We start from the raw sequence: 15,807 nt of genomic DNA, 5'->3' as shown, positions 1-15,807 counted from the left end.
GGCGGATCAGAACGCGAAATTCGCCGCCCATTTTTCCAGCACGTTCTTGTACGGCTTGATGAAATGCTCCTGCGCAAATTGGCCCTGCTTGATTGCCAGCTGGCCGCGTTCTTCGCGGTCATAGACAATCTGCGTCAACGAGTAATCCTGGTTCTTCAGGCTCGGTTGATAGAGTTTCCCGGCCACCGAATTGGCGTTGTAGATTTCAGGGCGATAAATCCGCTGGAAGGTTTCCATGGTGCTGATGGTGGCTATGAGCTCGAGATTCGAATAGTCGGCCAGCAGGTCGCCTTGAAAGTAGAAAGCCAAGGGTGCGACGCCATTCGGCGGCAGGAAAAATCGAACCTGCAGGCCCATTTTTGCGAAGTATCGGTCGGTCGAAGACAGCTCGTTCTGTTGGTACTCGACGCCCAATACAGGGTGCTGGTTCCCGCTGCGCTGATAGGTCTTGCTGGTCGAGGCGCTGATGCAGATCACGGGCGGCTTGTCGAAGCACTGCTTGTAAGCGCTCGAGTTGGCAAATTGCTGGAACAGCTTGCCGTGCAAGTCGCCGAAATCGGCTGGCGTGCTGAATTCCGCTCGATTGGCGTTGTATTCGGGCAGCAGCACACTGAAATCGTAGTCGCGCACATAGGAAGAGAAGTTGTTTCCCGCGATGCCGGCTATGCGCTTGTTCGCTTTCTTGTCGAGAATGCCGGTTTTGAGTATCTCGATCAACGGAAATGCATTGCTGCTGCCCGCGGCTTCAATGCCCATCTCGACCGAGATGATCTCGAGTTCGACGGCGTAGCGATCTCCCGTCGGATTGTCCCAATGCGCCAGGTCATTGAAACGATTGTCAATCATGCGCAGCGTGTTGCGCAGATTCTGTTGTCTGCTCGTTCCCCGTGCCAGATTGGCAAAGTTGGTGGTGATGCGCGTGCTGTCCGATGGCTGATAGTTCTCATCGAAACAGATGCGCTTGATATTGAAGCTGAGTTCTTGGTTCATTGCGATCGGGTGGGCTTGTTTTTGCGAGAAAGGACGGTGCTTGTTGCAGACCAAGATCACTTTCCAGGCCAGTGCGCCGATGGTAGGCAGGAAGATCAATGAAGTAAAATGGTCTTATTTCATAAATCCATGAATAAGGCTCATCTGAATGCTTGAGCGCATCCACCTTTCCATCGTTCAGCAGGTCGAAAAACAAGGCTCGCTGACGGCCGCCGCGGGCGTGCTGAACCTGACCCAGTCGGCGCTGAGCCACAGCATGAAGAAGCTGGAGCAGCAACTGGGCTGCGACGTCTGGCTGCGCGAAGGGCGCAGCCTGCGCCTGACGCAGGCCGGCCAGTACCTGCTGGCGGTCGCCAACCGCGTGCTGCCGCAACTGGACCTGGCCGAGGAGCGCCTGGGCCAGTTCGCACAGGGCGAGCGCGGCGCACTGCGCATAGGCATGGAATGCCACCCTTGCTACCAGTGGCTGCTCAAAGTGGTTTCACCCTATCTGGCTGCATGGCCCGACGTGGATGTGGACGTCAAGCAGAAGTTCCAGTTCGGCGGATTGGGCGCGCTCTTCGGCTACGAGATCGACCTGCTGGTCACGCCCGACCCGCTGTTCAAACCCGGGCTGAAGTTCGAGCCCGTGTTCGACTACGAGCAGGTGCTGGTCGTGGCCAAGGGCCATGCCTTGGCTGGCGCGGCCTATGTGGAGCCGCAGCAGTTGACCAAGGAAGTGCTCATCAGCTACCCCGTGGACATCGAGCGTCTGGACATCTACAACCAGTTCCTGCTGCCGGCCGGCGTCACGCCCAGACGCCACAAAGCCATTGAAACCACCGACATCATGCTGCAGATGGTGGCCAGCGGCCGCGGCGTGGCCGCGCTGCCGCGCTGGCTGGTCGAGGAATACGCGGCCAAGATGGACGTGGTGCCGGTTCGCCTGGGCGTGCACGGCATCGCCAAACAGATTTTCCTGGGAGCGCGCGAGGCGGATACGTCCATCGACTATGTGCGCGCTTTCATCGAGCTGGCCCGACAGCGCAACGCCGCCATGGCGCAAGCAGCCGGCTGAGCAAAACGCCAACCGCTTGCGCCGCCTGGGCAGCGCCCAACCCAGGCCGGCGCTAGGCGCTTATTTGCGCAGCTTGTACGCGATCAGCGCGTCGCTGTTGCCGGTCTCCATGAACGCATGGCCGGTCGCTCGCAAGGCCCGAATAGGCAGGCAGCGGCTGCGGACCATGCCGCCAGCCGAAAACTTGCAAGGCGCTGGCGCGCAACGCCGGGTTCCATGCGACCCACAGTCTTTGCATACCAGCTTTGCGCTGCGAGGGCATGGCTGCGCGCGGGTGCGACTTCCACAATGCAGCAATGCAGCGCCCGGTCCACAAGGGCGAGGAATTCACCAGGAGACAAGCGTGCAACAGACCGATCGGGCGCCATGAACCGCCCACAACCCACTGACTTCACCTGCGTCGAGCACGATGCGCTCGACACCGAAACCGCCTACCGTCTGCTGGTCGGTTGCGTGGTGCCGCGGCCCATTGCCTGGATCACCACGGTCGATGCCGCGGGGCGCGTCAACGTGGCGCCCTTCAGCTCCTACAACTACGTCGCCACCAGCCCGCCGATGCTGGCGGTGAACATTGCGCTGCGCGCCGGCGACGGCGCCATCAAGGACACCGCGCGCAACATCCTTGCCAGCCGCGAGTTCGTCGTCAACGTGGCCACCGAAGCAACGATGGAAGAGATGCACCAGAGCGCCTGGGAGTACCCGCCGGACATCAGCGAGGCCCAGGCGCTGGGCCTGCCGCTGCTGCCCAGCCGCCATGTGCGCGCACCGCGCATTGCGTCGTCGCCGGTGCAGATGGAATGCCGGCTCGACCAGGCCGTGACGCTGGGGCGCGGCGTGAACACCCTCTACATCGGTGAAGTGGTGGCGTTTCACCTGTCGAACGCGGTCTATGACGGCCACCGTGTTGATGCCCAGAAGATGCGACCCGTGGCGCGGCTGGGCGGTCCGTTCTACAGCGGCCTGGGAGAAGTCTTTCACCGCCCGATGCTGCAAAAGCCTCCTGGCGGCGAAGGCTCGGCGGACTGACCAGTTCAACTCCAAGAAAGAAAAAGAGACATGTTTGCCACTTCACTTTGCCTACGCCGCAGCGTGCTGGCGCTGGCCGCCCTTGCCGCTTGCGGCCTGGCCGCGGCCCAGGACCCCTGGCCGGCGCGCGCCATCACCTTGGTCAATCCCTATGCCGCGGGCGGCCCTGCCGACAACCTCGCACGCACGCTTGCGCGCCAACTGGAGAGCCGGCTGAAGACGCCGGTCATCGTCGAAAACAAGGCGGGCGGCGGCGCCACCATAGGCACCGGCTACGTGGCCCGTGCCAAGCCCGATGGCTATACCTTGCTGATCAGCACTTCGGCCGGCCATGTGGTCACGCCGCTGATGCAGAAAATTCCCTACGACGGCGTGGCTGACTTCGACTTCATCGGCGTGGTCGCCAACCAGCCCAACGTGCTAGTGAGCAACCCGGCGCTGAAGGTGGACAGCGTGGCCGAACTGCTCGCGCTGGCGAAAAAGCAGCCAGAAGCACTCAACTACGCGTCGGCCGGCACTGGCGGCGCCACCCATCTGGGCGGCGTGCTGCTGCAGCAGCGGGCCGGCGTCAAGCTCACCCATGTGCCCTATGCCGGCGCGGCCCCAGCGCTCAAGGATGTTCTCGGCGGCCAGGTGCAGCTGGCCATGCTCAACCTGGCGGCGGTGCTGCCCTTTGTGAAAGAGGGCAAGCTCAAGGCGCTGGCCTATTCCTCGCGCCAGCGCTCGGAACTGCTGCCCGAGGTGCCGACGCTGGCGCAAGCCGGCATCGCGAATGCCGAGTCATCGACCTGGTATACGTTGTCGGCGCCGCACGCCACCCCTGCGCCCGTGTTGCAGAAGCTGACGCAGGCGCTGGACGCCACGCTGGCCGACGAAAGCTTCCGGCAGTTCCTGCTGTCGCAGGGCTCCGAGCGGCTGGTGATGTCGCCCGCCGCCACGACCGCGTTTGTGCAGGACGACCAGCGCCAGATGACGCGGCTGCTCGACGCCATGGGGTCGCTGGCGAAATAGCCGCGTGAAACTTGGGCAAGGGTTGTGACCCTTGCGGCCGTCTCAAGCTGCGACCGATCCTGGCCGCTTCAGTTCACACGCAGCGCGCGCCAATGACGTGATCGCGCTCCAATCGCCGCGCGCCATGGCATCCCCTGGCACCAGCCACGATCCGCCCACACAGGCGACGTTGGGCTGTGCCAGGAACTCCTGGGCGTTGCCGGCGTGAATGCCGCCCGTGGGGCAAAAGATCACATCGCCGAACGGTCCTTGCCAGGCTTTGAGCATGGACAAGCCACCCGCTTGAAGCGCCGGGAAAAATTTCAGCGCCTTGAAGCCTTCTTCCTGCGCCTGCATGATTTCGCTGCCGGTGGCGACGCCCGGCAAGAGCGGCAGATCGAGGTCACGGCATTGGCGAGCGACGGCGGGCGTGAATCCCGGACTGACCGCAAAGCGTGCGCCGGCGCGGCTGGCCGCGATGGCGTCGGCGGCACTGCGCACGGTGCCGGCACCGACCACGGCCTCAGGCACTTGCTGGGCGATGGCTTCTATGCAGGCCAGCGCCTGGGGCGTACGCAAAGTCACTTCGAGCATGCGGATGCCGCCAGCGACCAGGGCGCGGGCCAAGGGGACGGCATGCTGCACGTCGTGCAACACGATCACGGGAATCACGGGCGCGTCACGCATGACGTCCTCGGCGCTGAGCCGCTGGGTAGAAGTGTTCATCATCAGTCAGGAAGTAGTGGCCAGGCCCAGTTGTGCGCGTGTCGGCAGCCCGTCGGAGTCGCCGGGAAATCCCACAACGCGCGCGCCTATGGCATTGCCCCGGGCCGCGGCGGCCGCAAGATCGAGGCCTTCGAGCAGGGCGCTGACCACACCGACGGCAAAGCCGTCGCCCGCGCCTACGGTGTCGACGACGCGTTCGACAGGGATGCCATCGGCGATGCCGTGCAGGCCGTCCTTGCTTTTGTAGAACGCGCCCTGGGGACCGAGCTTGACCACGACCTGGCTTGCGCCGCGTTCCAGATAGAAGTCGGCGATGGCTTCGGGCGTGGTGTGGCCCGTGAGCTGCGTGCCTTCGGACAGGCCGGGCAAAACCGTGTCGGCCAGCGCCGCCAGGGCGTTGATGGTTTGCGCCATGGCTTCGGGACTGGGCCACAGCCTTGGCCGCAGATTCGGGTCGAAAGAGATGGTGGCGCCGGCCGAACGCGCCTGGCGCGCCAGATGCACCACCAGCTCCAGCGCGCTGGGCGACAGTGCGGGCGTGATGCCGGTCAGGTGCAGGTGGCGCGCGGGAAAGGCGCCTGCGGGTGCGTCGTCCGGGCCCAGGGCGCTGGCCGCCGAGCCCTTGCGGAAGTACTCGATCTGCGGATCGCTGCCGTCGGCGGCCCGGGTCTTGAGCATGAAGCCGGTGGGGCGCGTGGCGTCGACTTGCACCAGGCTGCGGTCTATGCCTTCGCGGGCGAGTTCGTTCGCCAGAAAGCGGCCGAAGGAGTCATCGCCCAGCCGGGTGATGTAGCCGGTGCGCAGGCCCAGGCGGGCCAGACCGGTCGCGACGTTGAGTTCGGCGCCGGCCGCCGCACGGCGAAAGTCATGCACGGCGTGCAAGTCGCCGGGCTCGGTCGCCATGAACAGCGCCATGGGCTCGCCCACGGTGAGTACGTCAAAAAGTGTGTCGTTCAAATGCGCCATCACATCACCGCTCCAAGCTGCCAGGGGAGAAATTCGTTGTCGCCCAGACCGTTTTCCTCGCTCTTGCTGGCCTGACCCGAGGCCGTGGCGATCATCAGCTGCAGCAGCGCCGCGCCGGCTTCTTCTATGCTCTGGCGGCCTTCGACGATGCCGCCGCAGTCGAAGTCCATGTCCAGCCGCATGCGCTCGAACATGGGCGTGTTGGTAGCCAGCTTGAGCGAAGGCGTGGGCTTGCAGCCGTAGGTCGAGCCGCGGCCCGTGGTGAAGCAGATGAGGTTGGCGCCGCCCGCCACCTGGCCCGTGGCCGATACCGGGTCGTAGCCCGGCGTGTCCATGAACACCAGTCCGTGCGCACGCACCGGCTCGGCGTATTCCAGCACCTCCATCAGACCGCTGTTGCCGGCCTTGGCGACCGCGCCCAGGGACTTTTCCAGGATGGTGGTGATGCCGCCGGCCTTGTTGCCGGGCGAGGGGTTGTTGTTGAGATCGCCGCCGTGCAGGGCCGCGTAGTCTTCCCACCACGACAGGCGCTTGAGCAGCTTGTCGGCCACGGCGGGCGTGGCCGCGCGGTGGGTCAGCAGATGTTCGGCGCCGTAGATTTCGGGGGTCTCCGACAGGATGGCCGTGCCGCCATGCTGGACCAGCAGGTCCACCGCCGCTCCCAGTGCCGGGTTGGCGGTGATGCCGGAATAGCCGTCCGAGCCGCCGCACTGCAGGCCCACGGCCAGATGGCGCAGAGGCACGGTCTCGCGCCGCGCCTGGTTGGCTTGCTGCAGCATCTCGGCGATCAGCTGCTTGCCCTGGGCGATGGTTTCACGCGTGCCGCCTTCGTCCTGGATGGTGAGGGTGGCGAACATGCCGGGCGCACGCGCCTGCAGCGTTTCGACCAGCGGAGCGATCTGGTTGACTTCACAGCCCAGGCCTATCACCAGCACGCCGGCGAAGTTGGGATGGTTGGCATAGCCGCGCAGCGTGCGCTGCAGCAGCTCCAGCCCTTCGCCGTTGCCGCCCATGCCGCAGCCGCTGCCATGGGTGATGGCGACCACTCCGTCGACATGCGGGAAGGCGGCCAGGGCTTCGCCCTTGAACGCGTCGGCGATGTGGCGGCAGACCGTAGCCGAGCAGTTGACGCTGGAGATCACGCCCAGGTAGTTGCGCGTGGCCACGCGGCCGTCGGCCCGCACATAGCCCTCGAAGGTCAGCGGCGCAGCGGCTGGCGCGGTGGGGCGGTAGCCCGCGCCCGCGGCATGCGCGTGGCTGGACTCGGCCATGCCCACGTTGTGCACGTGCACATGCTGGCCGGCGGCGATGTCGGCCGTGGCAACGCCTATGCCCTGGCCGTATTTGAGCACCGGTTCACCCTGGGCGATGGGCGCCAGGGCCAGCTTGTGGCCGGCGGCGATGGGTTCGGACACGGTCACGGCCAGGCCGTTCACCAGCACGCTGCTGCCAGGCGCCAGATCCTGGCGCGCCACGGCGACGTTGTCGGCCGCCGCCAACTGAATGGCTTGGGGCGGGGAGGTTTGTTCGGGCTTCATCGTCGGGGCTTAGGGTGGGGCGAATCAAGTCAGAGGGGAGAGGCCAGCGCCGCCTTCAGGCCGGGCTGTGCCAGCTGCGGCGCGCGTTCGGCCGCCAGCGCCACGATGGGGCCCAGGCGGCGCTGCTTCTTTTGCGCATGGTTTTGCGCGATGTCGGCGATGCGGTGGTCCAGGAAGGGGTTGGAGAAGCGCTCGCGCACATCCACCAGATAGGCCTCGGCCTGCGCGCGCGCGGCTGGGCCCAGGGTGTCGAACACCGGCAGGATCTCGTCGGCCCACAGCGCTTCGAGGCCCGCGCGCAGGCCTGCGTCGGCCATGGCTTCGCGCACCGTCAGGCCGGGCGCCAGGCCTTGGCTTAGCCAGCGTTCGGCCAGCCAGGTGTGACCGGCGTTCAGCAGGAACAGCTTGAGGCGCTCGTAGAAGTCCAGGTCGTCGGTCAACACGATGCAGGGGTGGGTGCAGGGCAGCAGCAGCCGCGGCTGCCGCTCTATCACCCACACCGCGTAGGGCTCGGCCACCGCGCCCACGGGCGCTATGGCCTCGGACACGATGCGGTCGACCAGCGAGTTGGCCCACACGCAATGCTGTGCGAGCCAGTCCATGAATTCCTGTGGCGCCTGCCAGTCGCGCGCCAGGCCCACGACCACATCGCGCAGCACTTCGCCATTGCGTTCGATCAGCTCGCAAGGCAGCAGCGTCAGCGGCGCCTGCGGGATGGCGTTCCAGCGGCCGTGCAGCAGCACCAGCAGTTTGGCCGGGAAGCTGTGCGGCGCGGCGCTGCCCGTGGCCAATGCGGCCGGGCCGTCGCGTTCGTCGAGCACATAGCCCTTGTCGGCGGTGTTGGAGACGATGACTTGCACCTCGCCCGCCACCGCGGCGCGCAGCGCGGGCCACTGGGCGCCGGCCTGCCAGGCTTCGCGCACAGCGGTGCACATGACGCTGCGGTCTATGCGTTCGCCGCCCGCCAGGCCACGGATGCGCACCGGGTAGCCGCCGCCCGCGGCCAGCGCGGCGATGCGCGCTGCGCCGTCGGCGCGGTCCGTGGTCTGCACCACCGTGATGCCGCCCAGCGCGTCGCCCGCACCGGCGAGGCCGGCCAGGGCTTCGTGCACGAACAGGTCCACATGGGCCTGCAGAAAGCGGCTGGTGCCGAATTGGAGGATCGCCTGCGCCATGTTCTTCAGACCTCGACGATGGCCTTGACCACGCCGCGCGCCGGGTCGAGCAGTTGCGCGAAGTCGGTGGGCACATCGGCCAGCGCCATGCGGTGGGTGTTGAGCGCGGCGGTGGGCACCAGGCCGTCGCGCATGGCGGCGATCACGGTCTCGAAATCTTCCGTGGTGGCGTTGCGGCTGCCCAGCAGCGTGGTCTCGCGCTTGTGGAATTCGGGGTCGGAGAAGCTGATGGTGTCGCGCACCACCGAGATCAGCACATAGGTGCCGCCGTGGGCGACGAAGCCGAAGCCGCGCTCGATCGCCTTGGCGTTGCCCGTGGCGTCGAACACCACGTCGAAGAATTCACCATCGGTCACGGCGGAGAGTTTTTCGCTGTCGCCTTCGCCCAGGGTGACGGCGTGGGTCACGCCCAGCTCGCGCTGGCAGAAATCGACGCGGTCCTGGCGGCCGTCGATGGCGGTGACGATGCCGCCGCGGGCGCGGGCGAAGATCATCGCGGCCATGCCTATGGGCCCGGCGCCGACCACCAGCACGCGCTGGCCGGGCTTGACGTCGGCACGTCGCACGCCGTGGGCGCCAATGGCCAGGAACTCGACCATCGCGGCCTGGTCCAGCGACACGCCCTCGGCGCGGTGCACGAAGGCTTCGGGCAGGGACAGGTATTCGGTGAAGGCCCCGTCGCGGTGCACGCCCAGCACCTGGATGTTGACGCAGCAGTTGGTCTTGCCCTGGCGGCAGGCGACACAGGTGCCGCACGACAGGTAGGGCATGACGTAGCAGACATCGCCGACCTGCAGCCGGCCGCCCGGCAGCGCCTCCTCGATCACGCCCGACAGCTCGTGGCCCATCACGCGCGGGTACTGCAGGAAGGGCTGGTTGCCGGTGAAGATGTGCAAGTCGGTGCCGCACACCCCCACGCGCTTGACGCGCAGCAGCACTTCGCCTTCGCCGCGAAGGGGGCGTTCACGTTGCTCGGCGCGCAGGGTGCCGGGGGTTTCACAGATTACGGTCAGCATGGTGGTTCCAGGGGGCTTGGGGGTTGTGCCGGCGGGCCGGCGGGGAGAAGCAGGCTCGCTTCAGGAGCCGTGGTATTTCTTGTAGATGGCGACCAGCTTGCCGTTGGCCGTGTTCTTGGTGACCCAGTCGTTGATCCAGGCTTTCAGCTCAGGCTCGTTCTTGCGCAGGCCGATTCCCAGGGGCACGGTGGACATGGTGAATTTGGTGACCATGTCCTTTTGCGGCGCCTTCTGCAGCACGGTGCTGACGATGGCCGGCGAGGTGGCGATGATGTCGGCCTGGCCGCTCACGGCGGCCGTGACCAGGGTGGCGTCGTCGTCGAAGCGCACGATCTGTGCATCCTTGGCGCCGGTCGTCACCACCTTGTCGTTGTTCGAGCCGCGCGTGGTCGCCACGCGCTTGCCCTTGAGGTCGTCAAAGCCGCTGATGTTCACGCCCTTGGGGCCGGCCACCACGGCCAGGATCTGGGCGTAGGGGGTGGAGAAGTCGATCACCTTCTCGCGCTCGGGCGTCACCGACAGCGAGGCCACCACGATGTCGGCCTTGCCGGTCTGCAGGAAGGGGATGCGGTTGGGGCTGGTGGTCTGCACGATCTCCAGCGCCACGCCCAGGTCCTGGGCCAGCATCTGGGCGGTCTCCACGTCGGAGCCAATGGGCTTCATCGCGTCGTTGACGAAGCCGTAGGGCGGCGATCCCGTGTCCAGCGCGATGCGGATCTTCTTGGCCTCGCGGATGTCCTTGAGCAGGTCGGCGCGGGCAGCGCCCGTCCCCAGCAGCATGACGGCTGCGGCTGCCACGGTGGCGAAGCGAAGTGTCGTCTTTTTCATAGTTGTCTCCTTGTTGTGGAACGGGGTGCGGGAAAATCAGAGGCCGTTGCCGACGAAGTCGCGCAGCTCGGTGGTGGCCGGGTTGTCGAGGATGGAGGCCGGGCCGTGCTCCCAGACGCGGCCCTTGTGCATGAAGACCACCTCGTCGGCGACCTTGCGCGCAAAGGCCATCTCGTGGGTGACCAGGATCATGGTCATGCCGTCGGCGGCCAGTTTCTCCATCACGCGCAGCACTTCGCCGGTGAGCTGGGGGTCGAGCGCGGAGGTGACTTCGTCGAACAGCATCAGCTGCGGCTGCATCGCCAGCGAGCGCGCAATGGCCACGCGCTGCTGCTGGCCGCCCGAGAGCTGCGACGGATAGTTGTTGGCCTTCTCGGCCAAGCCCACCTGGGTCAGCACCTTCAGGGCGCGTTCGCGTGCTTCGGTCTTCTTGACCTTTTGCACCAGGCGCGGCGCCAGCATGATGTTTTCCTCCACCGTGAGGTGGGGGAACAGGTTGTAGCTCTGGAAGACGATGCCCACGTCGCGGCGCAACTGGTGCAGGTCCAGGCCGGGCGCGGTGACCTCGTGGCCGCAGACGCGGATATGGCCCTGGTCCACGGTTTCGAGCCGGTCTATGCAGCGCAACGCGGTGCTCTTGCCCGAGCCGCTCTGGCCGATGATGGCCACGACCGAGCCCTTGTTGACGGTGAAGGAAACGTCTTCCAGCACACGCGTGCTGCCGAAGCATTTAGAGATGTTCTTGATCTCAACGATTTGCGACATGGAAGCTCCTCTCCAGGCGACGGCTCAGCACCGACAGCGGATAACACAAGGCGAAATACAGGGCCGCGACGATCATGAAAATGATGAAGGGCTCGAAAGTGGAGTTGTTGATGATCTGTCCCGCGCGGGCCAGCTCCACGAAACCGATGGCCGAGGCCAGCGAGGTGTTCTTCACGATCTGCACCATGAAGCCCACGGTGGGCGGGGTGGCGATCTTGATGGCCTGCGGCAGCAGCACGTGCAGCACGCGCTGGTGCCAGCGCAGGGCCAGGCATTCGGCGGCTTCGGCCTGGGTGCGCGGCACCGAGGCCAGGCAGCCGCGCCAGATCTCGCCCAGATAGGCCGACACATAGACCGACAGCGCGATGCCGGCGGCGGCCAGCGGGGCGATGTTCAGGCCCAGCGAAGGCAGGCCGAAATACACCAGCGGCAGCAGCACCAGCAGCGGCGTGCCCTGGATCAGCTTGACGTAGAGCGAAACCAGCAGGCGCGACCAGCGCGGCCCGTACGACGAGCCCAGCGCCACCAGAAAGCCCAGGGTGCCGCCGCCGGCAAAGGCGATAAGCGACAGCCCGACAGTCCACAGCAGGCCGTCGAACAGAAATTGCATGTGTGCGGCATTCAGGAAACCCATGGTGCTGCTCCGTTCAAAGAGGTGTGCCGAGGCGGCGCAGGCGGGGGAAGGCCACCATGGCCACCAGCCAGAACACCGCACGCATGACCAGCGACATCAGCAGATAGGCGCCGGCCACCAGCACATAGGTTTCCACCGAGCGGAAGGTGTCCGACTGCACGCGGTTGGCCACGGCCGTCAGCTCTTCGGCCGAAATCTGCGAGCAGATGGAGGAAGCCAGCATCAGCAGCACGTACTGGCTGGTGAGCGCCGGGAACACGCGCTCGATCGCGGGTGGCAGCACCACGTGGCGCAGCGTCTGCCAGCGGCTCAGCCCCAGGGTCTCGGCCGCTTCGAGCTGGGCCTTGGGAATGGACTCCACCCCGGCGCGCACGATCTCGCTGGTATAAGCGCCGACGTTGACGACCAGGGCCACCGTGGCGGCGGTGAACGCGCCGACCTGCAGGCCCAGCGAGGACAGCCCGAAATACACGATGAAGACCTGCACCAGCAGCGGCGTGTTGCGTATCACCTCGATGTAGACGGTGGCCACCCGCGCCAGCCACAGGCTGCGCCCGGTGCTGGCCAGCGCGCAGAAGACGCCCAGCAAGAAACCGAAGAAGGTGGAGGAGAGGGACAGGGCCAGTGTGGTCCAGGCGCCGGCCAGCAGGTCTGGCCAATAGGCCAGCGGGGCGCTGAAGTCGAAGTCGTATTTCAAGGTGGGGATCCGTGCTCGGTCGCAACCGCTTGTCTGTTTTAGGAATCTGGTAAGGCCAATTTAACCCATGAGAGAATTTGGCCTTACCGTATTTACCCTGAGTGACCGCAAACTGGTAAGACCGATACTCGACATTGCAGGCTATTGCCTGCTTCTACTGAACCCCAACTCACTCTTCATCCCGGATGGACGACACTTTCAAGCCGACCGACCCCTCGCGGCGCCTCTACCAATTGATTGCCGACAAGGTGCGCGTGCTGATACAGCAGGGTCACTTCAAGGAGGGGCAGCGTCTGACCCCCGAGCGCGAACTGGCGCAACAACTGGGGGTGTCGCGGCCTTCGCTGCGCGAAGCGCTGATCGCGCTGGAAATCGAGGGCCAGGTGGAGATCCGCATGGGATCGGGGGTATATGTGTGCCAGCGCGACACGTGGCGCAACCGGCTGCCGGCCTCCATGGGCGAGAGCCCTGTCGAGGTGATGCATGCGCGAGCCGCCTTCGAGGGCGCGGTGATCGTGCAAGCCTGCATGCATGCCACGCCGCAAGGCCTGGCGCGCTTGCAGGACAGCCTGGACGGCATGCGCGCCGATATCGCCACCGGCCGCGACGTGCTCGATCACGACCGGGAATTCCACGTGCGCATCGCCGAGATGACCGGTAATTCGGTGATGGTCGGCCTGGTCGGCACGCTGTTCGACATGCGCCGCGAACCGCTGGCCAGCCACATGCGCATCTTGCTGGAGGGCGAGCCGGTGTGGAGTGCCGCGCTGGCCGAGCATGAGCAGATCCTGCGCTGCTTGCAGGCGCGCGATCCTCTGGCGGCGGAGGCGGCGATACGCTCCCACATACGCGCGGCGGCGGAGCGCTGGGTCACGCCTTGAAGGCGTTTGGTCAGGCCCGTCGTGCGATGAAGTGGCTGGAAATTGTCAGGCCAATTTTTTCAAACGGTTAATTGGCCTGACCACAGTCATCATCTGGTCAGGCCGTCAGCATGCCTCGTGAATTCGCTGGCGGGTGGTTGCGAGCACTTGTCCCTGTGAACTGAAATTTTTGGGCGGGATACGGCTGCGTCGATGGCGCCCAAGTTTTAGTCTCCGCGCAACTGCAGATGGACGGCAACCCCCTGGTCCAGCGCCACGGTGTAACGCCGCTGCTGAGTGCCATGGCTTACGGTGACGTGGTAGATCCCTGCGGGCAGCGACAGGGCTATGACGGGCGGCAGTTCATCGGCGCTGAAATAATTGCGGCCGTCCAGGTCGGTAATGCGCAAGCCGCTGAGTGCGGGCTGCGTGGCGTCCATGGTCCAGGGGCTGAGGCGGCGCAGCACCAGCGACAGCGTTCCGCGTTCATCAGCGGTTGCTTGCGTCGCATGAATGTGCAGCCTGGCCATGGTCGAATCGGCGGGGCAGGCCTGCCCGTCAGCCGCGACCAAAGCTTGTGCGTATGCGCCAGCGCAGGCACGCACAGGCTTGGGGCCGGCATGCAGCATGCGGCGCGTGAAGGGGGTTTGCAGCATGATCGACTTCAGATTTCTTGCGCGCCGGCATTGGCAGACTGGCGCGAGCGTGCGCGCCGCAGCAGCATGGCCACCAGCAAGGCGGCCGTGGCCGATGCCGAAAGCAGCGGCGTCGAGAGAAGCAGCTGTGCGAGCCCATCCACGGCTTCCACGCTCACCTGCTGGGCGTAATCGACCAGCGCCACCACGTCCACCGCATGCACGTTCTGGATGTCGTCGGGCCGGACATCGAGCTGATGCCAGCCGCAGCGCAAGCGGATATTGGTGAACACGCCACCCGCGACCGCGGCCAGGGACAGCAGGCCCAGGGGCTGCAGCAGCGGTTCCAGCAGGTGGCAACGTTCCACCGTGGGAGCCGCCTCGTACACCTGGGCGAGCAGTTCCGGGATCTGGACGTCCAGCGCGGAGGCGCTCAGCTCGTCGGCGCCGGGGATAGCGCCGCCCCTGCTGACTTGGTCATCTTCATGCATGTTGACTCCTTTGCGTTGAAGAAGGCAAGGCGCTTGGCGGGCGGTGGCTCACCAGCCGTCGTCGCTGGACGTCTCCCCAGCGCTGCCATCGCCACCCCAGTCATCTCCCTTGCCCATGTCAATGGAGCGCTGTTCCAACTCGTCTGCCGCTGTATTGCGAGCCCACCGGTCGTCGACGCTGGAGGATTCAGGCGCGCGGTTGGCGGGCGCGAATGCGGAGGGTGTGGCGCTCTCGCGGTGTCCTTCGAACAGCTTTTCCGCGAGCATGCCGGCCGCGACGCCGCCGGCAACCGCCATGCCTGTGCCCCACAGTCCGTTGCCAGCCGCAGGCGCAGGCGCGGGCATGGGCGAGGCAGCAGGTGCATAGCTGCTGAAGCCGGTTGCGCCCATACCGCCGGGCGTGCCTGTGGGCAGCGGCCCCGCCGCTGCCGGCATGGCCTGCGGCCATTGCGTGCGCGCCGGCTGTCTGGTGCCCAAGGCCCGCCATGCCAACATTGCCAGCAAGCCAACGACGCCTCCCCAAGCCCAAGCGGGCATGCCGCTCCCATGGCTTACAGGCGCGGTCTCGGCGAACTGCGAGGGCTTGTATGTGATGCCGGCGGGTGAGGCAGTTCCTGCAGACTGCTGTCGGGCCAGCAACTGCGTGAACGTCTTGAATTTTTCCGGATCGGTGAACGACAGCTTCGGATCGAGCTTTCGGGCCTGGGCGGCCTCTTCGGCGGCCAGCGCAAAGCGCTGGTTGTGCGCCAGGATCTCGGCATGCACATAGCGCGCCCTGGCGCTGTCGGGCTTGGCCGCGACCACTTCGCGCGTCATTTCCTCGGCACGGGCGTAATGGCCTTTGCCTATTTCTGTCTGCACTTCGCCTATGGTTGGCAAGGCGAAGGCCGAGCACGTGAGCGCGGCGAAGGACGCCGCCACCAGAAAGCGTTTCATGAAAATTCCTTGAGTGAGGCAATGCGGCGGCTGGGCCGCCGCGACACCGCCGCCTGGCGATGTCGCTGGGCTCAATTCAATGCGGTTCCCATGGCGAGCTGATCCAAGGCCTTTTCGAGCGCGTGCTCGGCCAGCAGATACTGGTCGTGGCGGGTCAGCCAGGAAGCTTCATCCAATGTGGCGAAAATCGGCGACGAGCTCGCAATCGACGAAGCGTGCAGCTGGCGGCGCACGGCGCGGATGCCGGCCACGGCTTGGTTGTTGTGGCCGCAGTAGATTTCGACACGTGCCTTCTGAAGCTCGGCCACGGCGTAGGCCGAAACGGGCTCGGCGGCGGTAGCGGACACAGCGGGGACGTAGCTGCTTGCAGCGGCCAGAGCACCGACAAACCGGGTAGTGGAAGTGTTGCTGAACATGGTGGAACTCCTTGAAGTGCGGTGTATGGAGTTCACTATGGGCGCCTACAGTCCCCTGCAA

18 protein-coding genes are annotated in these 15,807 nt (G+C 65.8%); 4 read left to right on the top strand and 14 right to left on the bottom strand.

The window, feature by feature from the left end; translation table 11 throughout:
- Positions 1-6 precede the first annotated feature (6 nt).
- Positions 7-990, bottom strand: a complete 984-nt coding sequence (locus tag KHY18_RS04360) for a DUF1852 domain-containing protein (protein ID WP_213294821.1) — start codon at positions 988-990, stop codon at positions 7-9.
- 148 nt (positions 991-1,138) lie between these two features.
- Between KHY18_RS04360 and KHY18_RS04355 the strand changes: the two genes are divergently transcribed.
- The 3 genes from KHY18_RS04355 to KHY18_RS04345 all read left to right on the top strand — a co-directional run bounded on the left by KHY18_RS04355 (position 1,139) and on the right by KHY18_RS04345 (position 4,084).
- Complete coding sequence (locus tag KHY18_RS04355) at positions 1,139-2,047, top strand: LysR family transcriptional regulator (protein WP_213294722.1); 909 nt, start codon at positions 1,139-1,141, stop codon at positions 2,045-2,047.
- A gap of 366 nt (positions 2,048-2,413) precedes the next feature.
- The gene (locus KHY18_RS04350) at positions 2,414-3,073 is read left to right on the top strand and encodes a flavin reductase family protein (protein ID WP_213294721.1); all 660 of its coding nucleotides are present in this window, start codon (positions 2,414-2,416) and stop codon (positions 3,071-3,073) included.
- 30 nt (positions 3,074-3,103) lie between these two features.
- Positions 3,104-4,084 (top strand): tripartite tricarboxylate transporter substrate binding protein, encoded by a 981-nt coding sequence (locus tag KHY18_RS04345; RefSeq protein ID WP_213294719.1) that lies wholly within the window; start codon positions 3,104-3,106, stop codon positions 4,082-4,084.
- Positions 4,085-4,126: 42 nt separating this feature from the next.
- On the opposite strand, the gene eda is transcribed toward KHY18_RS04345, so the two are convergent.
- From eda to KHY18_RS04300, 9 genes are read right to left on the bottom strand one after another with little or no spacing between them, the layout of a single operon-like run.
- Positions 4,127-4,789 (bottom strand): bifunctional 4-hydroxy-2-oxoglutarate aldolase/2-dehydro-3-deoxy-phosphogluconate aldolase, encoded by a 663-nt coding sequence (eda, locus tag KHY18_RS04340; protein ID WP_213294820.1) that lies wholly within the window; start codon positions 4,787-4,789, stop codon positions 4,127-4,129.
- A 6-nt stretch (positions 4,790-4,795) separates the two neighbouring features.
- Positions 4,796-5,746 (bottom strand): sugar kinase, encoded by a 951-nt coding sequence (locus KHY18_RS04335; RefSeq protein ID WP_283771283.1) that lies wholly within the window; start codon positions 5,744-5,746, stop codon positions 4,796-4,798.
- Positions 5,747-5,754: 8 nt separating this feature from the next.
- Complete coding sequence (locus KHY18_RS04330; protein WP_213294714.1) at positions 5,755-7,293, bottom strand: UxaA family hydrolase; 1,539 nt, start codon at positions 7,291-7,293, stop codon at positions 5,755-5,757.
- A 29-nt stretch (positions 7,294-7,322) separates the two neighbouring features.
- Positions 7,323-8,468 carry a mannitol dehydrogenase family protein gene (locus KHY18_RS04325; protein ID WP_213294711.1) on the bottom strand — a complete coding sequence of 382 codons (1,146 nt, stop codon included), beginning with the start codon at positions 8,466-8,468 and terminating at the stop codon, positions 7,323-7,325.
- 5 nt (positions 8,469-8,473) lie between these two features.
- The gene (locus KHY18_RS04320) at positions 8,474-9,484 is read right to left on the bottom strand and encodes a zinc-binding alcohol dehydrogenase family protein (protein WP_213294708.1); all 1,011 of its coding nucleotides are present in this window, start codon (positions 9,482-9,484) and stop codon (positions 8,474-8,476) included.
- 60 nt (positions 9,485-9,544) lie between these two features.
- Positions 9,545-10,312 (bottom strand): transporter substrate-binding domain-containing protein, encoded by a 768-nt coding sequence (locus KHY18_RS04315; RefSeq protein WP_213294705.1) that lies wholly within the window; start codon positions 10,310-10,312, stop codon positions 9,545-9,547.
- A 36-nt stretch (positions 10,313-10,348) separates the two neighbouring features.
- On the bottom strand, positions 10,349-11,077 hold the full coding sequence (locus KHY18_RS04310; protein WP_213294702.1) for an amino acid ABC transporter ATP-binding protein: 729 nt from the start codon (positions 11,075-11,077) through the stop codon (positions 10,349-10,351).
- Positions 11,061-11,711, bottom strand: coding sequence for an amino acid ABC transporter permease (locus tag KHY18_RS04305; protein ID WP_213294699.1), 651 nt, complete (start codon positions 11,709-11,711; stop codon positions 11,061-11,063). Before KHY18_RS04305 ends, KHY18_RS04310 begins: the two co-directional genes overlap by 17 nt.
- Before the next feature lie 13 nt (positions 11,712-11,724).
- Positions 11,725-12,408, bottom strand: a complete 684-nt coding sequence (locus tag KHY18_RS04300; protein WP_213294695.1) for an amino acid ABC transporter permease — start codon at positions 12,406-12,408, stop codon at positions 11,725-11,727.
- A 185-nt stretch (positions 12,409-12,593) separates the two neighbouring features.
- Between KHY18_RS04300 and KHY18_RS04295 the strand changes: the two genes are divergently transcribed.
- Positions 12,594-13,289 carry a FadR/GntR family transcriptional regulator gene (locus tag KHY18_RS04295; protein WP_213294693.1) on the top strand — a complete coding sequence of 232 codons (696 nt, stop codon included), beginning with the start codon at positions 12,594-12,596 and terminating at the stop codon, positions 13,287-13,289.
- A 206-nt stretch (positions 13,290-13,495) separates the two neighbouring features.
- Here KHY18_RS04295 and KHY18_RS04290 read toward each other — a convergent pair whose 3' ends face one another.
- The 4 genes from KHY18_RS04290 to KHY18_RS04275 form a co-directional block, all read right to left on the bottom strand.
- Positions 13,496-13,924 (bottom strand): hypothetical protein, encoded by a 429-nt coding sequence (locus KHY18_RS04290; protein WP_213294691.1) that lies wholly within the window; start codon positions 13,922-13,924, stop codon positions 13,496-13,498.
- 8 nt (positions 13,925-13,932) lie between these two features.
- Positions 13,933-14,394 carry a hypothetical protein gene (locus tag KHY18_RS04285; protein ID WP_213294689.1) on the bottom strand — a complete coding sequence of 154 codons (462 nt, stop codon included), beginning with the start codon at positions 14,392-14,394 and terminating at the stop codon, positions 13,933-13,935.
- Positions 14,395-14,442: 48 nt separating this feature from the next.
- Entirely contained in the window at positions 14,443-15,330 is an 888-nt protein-coding gene (locus KHY18_RS04280; RefSeq protein WP_213294687.1) for a tetratricopeptide repeat protein, read from the bottom strand.
- A 71-nt stretch (positions 15,331-15,401) separates the two neighbouring features.
- Positions 15,402-15,746 (bottom strand): hypothetical protein, encoded by a 345-nt coding sequence (locus tag KHY18_RS04275; protein WP_213294686.1) that lies wholly within the window; start codon positions 15,744-15,746, stop codon positions 15,402-15,404.
- Positions 15,747-15,807: the final 61 nt, after the last annotated feature.

The sequence above is a fragment of the Acidovorax sp. CCYZU-2555 genome, assembly GCF_018413525.1.
In the GTDB taxonomy this organism is placed as follows: Bacteria; Pseudomonadota; Gammaproteobacteria; order Burkholderiales; family Burkholderiaceae_C; genus Comamonas.
This window is presented reverse-complemented; position numbering and strand designations above follow the sequence as displayed.